Source organism: Neobacillus drentensis, from assembly GCF_036962765.1.
Classification (GTDB): Bacteria; Bacillota; Bacilli; order Bacillales; family Cytobacillaceae; genus Neobacillus; species Neobacillus drentensis_C.
The window spans coordinates 1-8,107 of record NZ_JBALOS010000308.1 but is presented as its reverse complement, the minus strand read 5'-3'; the positions used below and the strand labels follow the sequence as shown (position 1 = coordinate 8,107).

The window sequence follows — 8,107 nt, the reverse complement described above, 5'->3', positions numbered from 1 at the left end:
ATTACCTATATACCTGAGGTAGTCATGTGGCTTCCAAATATGATAGCCAAGTAACCGAAGGTAAGGTGAAAATAAATCAATCATTTTAAGGAGGGTTTCAAAAATGAAGAGAAAAAAAATTACAGGAATTCTTGCCGCAACGCTATTAATGGGTACCATCCTGGCTGCCTGCGGAAAAGAGGAAGCGAGTACAACAAAAGACGGGGGATCGAAAGCAGAGGAGCCTAAATATACCTTCCGCCTGGCTGATAATCAGCCGCCAGATTATCCAACGGTTGTTGGAGATAAAAAGTTTGCCGAATTGGTAGAAGAAAGAACGAATGGCCGCATTAAAATTGAAGTATTTCCATCTGCCCAATTAGGGGATGAAAAATCTGTGCTCGAACAGGTTCAGCTAGGAGCAATTGAGTTTACGAGAATCAATTCTAGTCCACTTGCCGAGTTTAATGACCAGTTCACCGCACTAGGACTCCCATATGTGTTCGAAAGTGAAGAGCATTTATGGAATTTCCTTAATGGTGAGATGGGAACCAAGTTGTTAGATGGTTTAGAACAGTCAAAAATGAAAGGGCTTGCTTATTACGATTCCGGATCACGTAGCTTTTATTCTACCAAACCATTAAAAAGTGTAAAGGATTTAAAAGGGCAAAAGATTCGTGTTCAACAAAGTAAAATCAATATTGATTTCATGAAAGCACTTGGGGCAAGTGCCACACCAATGCCATATGGTGAGGTCTTTAGCGCCCTGCAAACAGGTATTATCGACGGTGCAGAAAATAATATTCCAAGCTTAGACTCTTCCAACCATTATCAGGAAGCTAAAAACTTTATATTAGACCACCATCAGCGGATTCCAGAAGTCCTGCTTATTAGTAAAGCAGCTTGGGATAAACTTTCAGAAAAAGATCAAAAAATTGTAAAACAAGCCGCACTTGATTCTGTTAATGCTCAGAGAGAAGAATGGGATAAGTGGGAAGAACGTTCTACAAAGAAATTGAAAGATGCTGGAGTGATATTTACAGAGGTTGATGATATTACACCTTGGAAAGAAGCAGTTAAATCCATGGTGGATAAATATTCAATGGATTACAAAGAAGTAATGGATGCGATTGATAAAGCACGACCATAATCGATAATTGGCGGAAAGCCTAGCTGGTAATAATTTTCATCTACCAGCTAGGTATTTTCTGTTTAAAAAATGATCAAGGGTAAGGAATGATACTTATGAAAATGTGCTGGAGAAAATTAGCAGAATTAATTGAAAGATACATTCTATTAAGAAATCAATCACTGATGATTAAGCTCTGCGTCTTCGCCAGTTTTCTAGTCATATTTCCTGTCCTTTCAGTTGGAATTATTTCCTACAATCGTTCATCTGTTGAGTTAGAAAATGAACTTAGGCAATCGAGCAGACAAGTAATAGATCAAGTCGAGACACATATTGAATATTATTTACAGGATTTTGAGATTACCAGCCTTAAAATTATCAATTCTCCTGAATTGTCCAGTCTTTTGAAATCGCAATCGTTGGAAAATGAAGATAAAAAGAAATTGATTGAATCCACTCGTAACACCCTAAAAGCGGCTGAATACTCAAGAGCTGATATATCTAATATCACCATCCTGCTAGGTAACAATCAAGTCATTGATACGCTCGGAATGAGAAATTTTTATCCGGCAACGAAAATGAAAGAGGAATATTGGTATTCGTCCGTACCACTTAATGGGATGAGTATGTTAGTGACGAGGAAGCTTACTTTAGAAAATAATGAACAGCCTGTCATTTCACTCGTACGGCGGTTATATAATCCTCGGACTCTCCTGCCAGTTGGCCTGCTGATTATTGATATCAATTTCAGACGAATCGAAGAAATTTCTAACAAAGTAACAATTAGTGAAAATGGTTATTTTTTTATTTTGGATGCAAACGGACATTATGTATATCATCCCGATTATTCGAAACTTGGTAAATTGGTGGAATATAAACAACTTTCCAAATTAAAAACAGAAGGAAGCAGGACAGAAATTTTAGAAAATGAACGAAAAGATTTCGTTACCTATACTTTCTCACGGAATCTTGGCTGGAGGTTTTTAACAGCTGTCCCATACCGGGATTTAACGGGAGGAATGATTCAAATTGAAAAAACCATTTCCTTAACGATTTTAGTCTCTTTAATTATTGCCTATATGATCGGTTTCGGATTCGCTACAAGTATCATTCGGCCTATCCGTCGTCTCCAACATTTTATGAAGGAAGTTGAAATTGGAAATCTAGAAGGCAGAGTCCAAGTGGATTCCAACGATGAAATCGGACAATTGACTGCTGGATTTAATAATACCGTTGAGAAACTATCCGATCTGCTTGAAGAAGTATATGTCTCTAAATTAAAAGAAGCAGAAATGTCACTTAAACAAAAAGAAGTCGAATTAAAAATGCTGCAATCACAAATGAATCCTCATTTTTTATACAATTCTCTTGAAACGATTAGAGGCATGGCATTAGAAGAAAATCAGGAAAATATTGCAACCATATCTTACTCGTTAGGAAAATTACTCCGGTATAATCTGAATAATCATTCCTCTACCGTGTGTCTTAGGGAAGAAATTAATTTTTGTGAAGCGTACCTGAGGATTCAAAAGTTTCGCTTCGAGGATCGTGTTGAGTACGTGTTTGATATCCCGAAATGGGCCATGAACCTTAAGGTGGTAAAATTTTCACTGCAGCCGCTCGTTGAAAATTGTTTTGTACACGGTTATGGTCCGAACACTAGAAAGATAAAAATTGTGATATCGGTGTTTCGTCATACTGAATCTTCCTTTGTTATGAGCATTGTGGATAACGGTAAGGGAATACAGGAAAGTATATTAGAAGAAATCAAGAAAAGAATGGATCAAAAAACGACTACTATGAATGGAAAAAATATTGGAATACTAAATGTTCACCAACGGATTCATTATTTGTTTGGATCTGAGTATGGGATCACCATTCAAAATAAACACGGTTCCGGAACAGAGGTATTGATCCATTTACCCATTCTTGACAATCATGAGGAAGGGGAGAGAGTGTGAAAAAAAATATTTTGTTGGTTGATGATGAGAGATGGGTTCGCGCAGCTCTTAAATGGACCCTAAACAGGTTGAATCTTCCATTGCATGTAGTACACGAATCTGAAAACGGATTAGAAGCACTCGACTGGATCAAACAAAATGATGTCGATCTTGTATTAACGGATATTCGAATGCCCATAATGGACGGGCTCTCGTTTGTAAAAGAATTGAGTCAATTAAAGAAAGAACAGGATGTCATTGTGATCAGCGTTCATGACGAGTTTCAATTTGTTCAACAAGCCCTTCGAACTGGTGTAACTGATTACCTCCTAAAACCAGTGGAGGAGAACGAATTAAAAGTTTGTCTTGAAAAGTGGTTGGATAATGAATCCAAAGAAAAATCAAAAGGGAACATTCCCTGCATGGGCGATGAAACTCTTCCTTCCTCAACGATTGAAAAGGTTTTGCAGTATATAGAAAAAACACCATTAGATCAAATTACCCTAAAAGACGCGGCAGAAAACGTCCATATGAATCCTAGTTACCTCAGCCAATTGTTCAAACAACAACTGAACAAAAAGTTTGTTGATTATATCACTGATCTTCGAATTGAGGAAAGTAAACGTTTGTTACTGCTGACAACCTTACGAATGTCCGAGATTGCTGAGAGAGTCGGTTATTCTGATTTAGCGTATTTTAGTAATAACTTTAAGCGGATTATGGGCTGCTCTCCATCAGCATTTCGGAAATCAGCCATTTGAAAACGCTCGGGAAAGATCCTATAAAAATGATTGAAGGAGTCAAGAATCCATGTTTTGGCTTCTTTTTTGTGCATAAGAAGAATCTTCCCTAATAAGGAAATTTTGAGTCTGATAGGAACAGTAGATAGGTCAATGGTCGTGGGTATAAATGGCTGTATACTAATAATCTTAAAAAAACACAAATACACCTAAAAATACTCACTATTATCCATTTGCTTCTTAATTATACACTTATTAAGTGAAAGCGTTTTCTTTTTAAGGGGATGATAGGAATGTCATAATTCGTTTAGGATGTTATTATTTTTACTTTTTTGTCAGCGGTTTAGTAGAAAATGGGGGAGGAATTAATATGAAACGATTCTCAAAAAAAGCAGCAACCTTATCGATTGCGGCATTGATGGTATCATCGCTTGTTATACCATTTGCAAGTGCGGAAACTGGCAAATCAAATGGTAATAAGCAAAATGCACCGGATGTTGAAGCGAGAACCAAACACATTCTAGTTAAAGGGGAGAAGAAATTCAGAGATTTAAATCATAATGGAAGACTTGACCCTTATGAAAATTGGCAGATCCCTACTGAAGTACGCGTTAAGGATCTCGTGAAAAAGATGACTCTTGAGGAAAAAGCAGGTATGATGCTTATTACGGAATTCCCATCATTTAAAAATAATAAGTTAGTCCTACCGAATAAATTAATTAATCAAAACACACGATACTACATTTTCCGCCAAACCCCAACTGCAGATATCATAGCAGACTATAATAATCAGCTGCAGGAAGCAGCAGAGGGTTCAAGGTTAGGTATCCCTATTGTTATCACGTCAAATCCGCGGAATCATGCTTCCACGGATTATACGAATAGTAGTGAGGGGACGGGACTGCATTCTTTTTGGCCGGGTCCATTAGGTTTAGCGGCAACGCGCGATGCCAGTCTAGTAAAGGAGTTTGCTGAAACTGCAGCAAAGGAATGGAGATCAGCCGGTATTCGTAAAGTTTACGGGTATACTGCCGACATCGCCACCGATCCACTTTGGGCAAGGATTGAAGATACATTTGGAGAGGAGCCTGAACTAGCTTCAGATATGATTTATAATGTCATAAAAGGGTTTCAAGGCGATGAACTTGGAAAAGACAGTGTTTCGATCACCGTGAAGCATTTCCCTGGCGGCGGAGCACGTGATAATGGCTTGGATCCACATTTTGTGGAAGGGAAATTCAACCCCTACCCGACAGAAGGAAGCCTTCTTAAATATCATATTCCGACTTTTAAAGCAGCAATCGCTGCTGGTGTTTCGTCGGTGATGCCTTATTACGCCTATCCTAGCAATACGAGTGCCGACCAAGGATTGTCATGGTATAGCGAAAATCAGCAATTTGAAGAAGTTGGCTTTGCCTTAAACAAAGCGATCATCACCGACCTTTTACGCGGGCAGCTTGGTTTTAAAGGATATGTTAACTCCGATACAGGTGCAGTTGGTAATAATGCCTGGGGTGCGGAAGGGTTAACATCAGAACAAAAATTTGCCAAAGCAATCGAAGCGGGGACCAATATTATTTCTGGTGCTTCGGATCCGACTCCGATTATCAATGCCGTTAAAAACGGGTTGCTAAATGAAGATAAAGTGGATGAATCTGTCACTTTCTTACTAACTGAGATGATGAAATTAGGTCTGTTCGAAAACCCTTACGTGGATGGTCAAAATGCGCTTGATGTTATCAATAATCCTAAATCACAGGAAAAAGCAGATGAAGCGCACCGGAAGTCACTCGTTCTATTGCGCAATGACAATATCAATGGTGAAAATTTTTTACCTTTAAATGATGGGAAAATAAAAAATGTAAAGCTATATGTTGAAATGTACCCAGGTGGAAATGATGGAGCAGCTACCAAGAAATTAATAGAAACCATTCAAACATACGATAAATCGATCACCATCACAGATAATCTTTCGGAAGCTACACATGCGTTTGTATGGGTTCGCCCTGTTCAATCCAATTGGGATAATAATCCACGGATTACAGTAGGCCCTGAAACAGGAATCAATAATGTCGATAGAATTATTGAGATTCAGAAAAAAGTACCGACGATTACGGCGATCAACTTCACAAACCCATGGTTGATTGATCAAATTGAGCCCAATGCTGCAGCCGTAATCAGCACATTTGGGGTAAAGGCGGAGGCCATCGTCGATGTTATTCGCGGCAAATACAATCCAACTGGAAAACTTCCTTTCACTATACCTGCTAATAAAGAAGCAGTTGACCATGAGATTGGGGACATCCCTGGGTATGTAGAAGATCCTTCTTATGTTTATAAAAATAAAAATGGAGATGCATACGGATTAGATTTTGGTTTGACATATAAATAAAATGTGTATTGTAGATATTTAGAAAATTTGAAAAATGCTGTAGCCGAAAATAGGCGACAGCATTTTCTTTAACTAAACACTATTTAATTGATCATTTCATTGTCATTATGCCAACGGTTTTGCAGATTTATTCTCACCAGGGGTCCGGCACCACCATTTAATCCTTGATTTCTACATTTCCATGATCATCAATCTCAATGGTCGTATAGCTTTTAAAGACATCCGTGTTAGTGATTTCATGCGTAACCACACTGGCAAAGCTCTCCATATATGGCTTGTACACTTCAGGATCTTTTACGAGATGATAGAAATTTACTCTTCTTCCATCTTTCATATCCGTCATCCTAAGTAGGAATCGATCACCAAATTGCCCTTTAAACCACTCCCTTGCTTCCTCATGACTAGTGAATTTAGGCAGCTGCGCTTGTTCAATCGTAAAATCTTGATTCATCGAATCGTTCACCTCTTTCCAAAATATTACCACTTCTAATATTCCCAAAAGGTATATAAATTATTGTGGATTAAAACTTAAATGAAAAACACAACGGACTCCCAATTTCTATGGTAAATTTAAAGAGTAAACATCATTTTAAACATCAATAAATAAGTTGCCTTACAATAGATGAAACAATGTATGGAGGAAGGATTAATGGTAGTTGTAAAATCAGTCACAATTGATGGTGAGAGTATCCATGTTTTTAGAAATGCGGTCTACATCTTTGAATCGAGTTCGGGTTTTACCTTAGAATTGGATCTGATTGTCAGTGAGGTGGTAGTAAAAAAATATAAGTCCGTGGACAACCTTATAGTAGAGATAGAATTAGAAGATGGTAGAATCATCAATTCTATTATGCATGTAAAAATTCTATCTGGGGGGTTACCACAGCTTAATTTATTCTGTGAACTCGACGATATTCAAGAATACGAGGATTTCGATCGGGTAAATGAAAATGAGTCTTGGTTTCCTAATATCGAGGATGGCATTACTATAGAAGAAATAAGAAAAATCGAAATGCCAAATGAGGGTGTAAGTTGTAAACTAAATCTACCAATTGATCAGGTAGAATGGATTAAAAAACAAAAAAAGAAAACGTTAAATGAAATTTTTCAAAACATGATCTATGAATATTGGGAAAAACAAGAATCTAAATAATCAAAGAATAGTGTCGGAGCATTTCCGTCTGAAGAACTCAGACGCACGTAGTAAGCGACTGACACATTAGAAAAATAAACATCAGTCACATTGGCTAGGTTGGTTCATTATGGTTTGCATGGAGATGGTGAAACTGGATGAAGGAAACAAAAAGCTGCAAGAAATAGATTTATATAAACCCATTCAGACCTATTTTGTCCGTGAAGGTTATGAGGTTTATGGTGAAGTGAAAAACTGCGATATCGTGGCGGTTAAAGATGAGGAGTTAGTTGTCATCGAATTGAAGCTTAATTTGACTGTGGATTTATTGATCCAGGCGGCCAAACGGCAGCGGATTACGGATAAGGTGTATGTGGCGATTCCTAAACCAAAACATCGTTTGAATTCAAAACAGTGGACAGAGAAATGCCATTTAATTCGCAGGCTGGAACTCGGGTTAATCGTTGTTTCGAGCCCTGGAAAACGGGGCAAAGCTGAAATTATTTTTGATCCTACTCCCTTTTTGCGTCGGAAAAACAAACTCAAGCGCGAGTCTATTCTGAAGGAAATTAATGGTCGTAGTGCGGACTATAATGTGGGCGGCAGTAATCGGACCAAGATTATGACTGCTTATAAAGAAAATTGTATCCAAATTGCTTGTTATCTTGAAAATTTAGGTCCATTATCTCCGAAAAAGTTAATTCATTTAGGAACAGGAAAAAATACCTCATCGATTCTTACGAAAAACTATTATGGTTGGTTTGAAAGAATCAATCGAGGGACCTATGTAATAAC

General features: G+C 37.8%; 7 protein-coding genes. 6 read left to right on the top strand and 1 reads right to left on the bottom strand.

Features of this window, described 5'->3' with window-relative positions; genetic code table 11:
- The first annotated feature begins 103 nt into the window (after positions 1-103).
- The 4 genes from V7137_RS27815 (at position 104) to V7137_RS27800 (ending at position 6,180) form a co-directional block, all read left to right on the top strand.
- Complete coding sequence (locus V7137_RS27815) at positions 104-1,129, top strand: TRAP transporter substrate-binding protein (protein ID WP_335701061.1); 1,026 nt, start codon at positions 104-106, stop codon at positions 1,127-1,129.
- 95 nt (positions 1,130-1,224) lie between these two features.
- Complete coding sequence (locus V7137_RS27810) at positions 1,225-3,069, top strand: sensor histidine kinase (RefSeq protein ID WP_335701060.1); 1,845 nt, start codon at positions 1,225-1,227, stop codon at positions 3,067-3,069.
- Entirely contained in the window at positions 3,066-3,809 is a 744-nt protein-coding gene (locus tag V7137_RS27805; RefSeq protein ID WP_335701059.1) for a response regulator transcription factor, read from the top strand. Before V7137_RS27810 ends, V7137_RS27805 begins: the two co-directional genes overlap by 4 nt.
- 349 nt (positions 3,810-4,158) lie before the next feature.
- Positions 4,159-6,180: a glycoside hydrolase family 3 protein gene (locus V7137_RS27800; RefSeq protein ID WP_335701058.1), complete on the top strand. Its 2,022-nt coding sequence runs from the start codon at positions 4,159-4,161 to the stop codon at positions 6,178-6,180.
- A 157-nt stretch (positions 6,181-6,337) separates the two neighbouring features.
- Here V7137_RS27800 and V7137_RS27795 read toward each other — a convergent pair whose 3' ends face one another.
- Positions 6,338-6,631: a hypothetical protein gene (locus tag V7137_RS27795; protein ID WP_335701057.1), complete on the bottom strand. Its 294-nt coding sequence runs from the start codon at positions 6,629-6,631 to the stop codon at positions 6,338-6,340.
- Between the two features lie 198 nt (positions 6,632-6,829).
- Between V7137_RS27795 and V7137_RS27790 the strand changes: the two genes are divergently transcribed.
- Both V7137_RS27790 and V7137_RS27785 read left to right on the top strand, forming a co-directional pair.
- A complete protein-coding gene (locus tag V7137_RS27790) occupies positions 6,830-7,333 on the top strand; it encodes a hypothetical protein (RefSeq protein ID WP_335701056.1) in 504 nt (167 codons plus the stop codon).
- A 109-nt stretch (positions 7,334-7,442) separates the two neighbouring features.
- Positions 7,443-8,107, top strand: a 665-nt coding sequence (locus tag V7137_RS27785; protein ID WP_335701055.1) for a DUF2161 domain-containing phosphodiesterase, incomplete at its 3' end; no start/stop codon positions are given.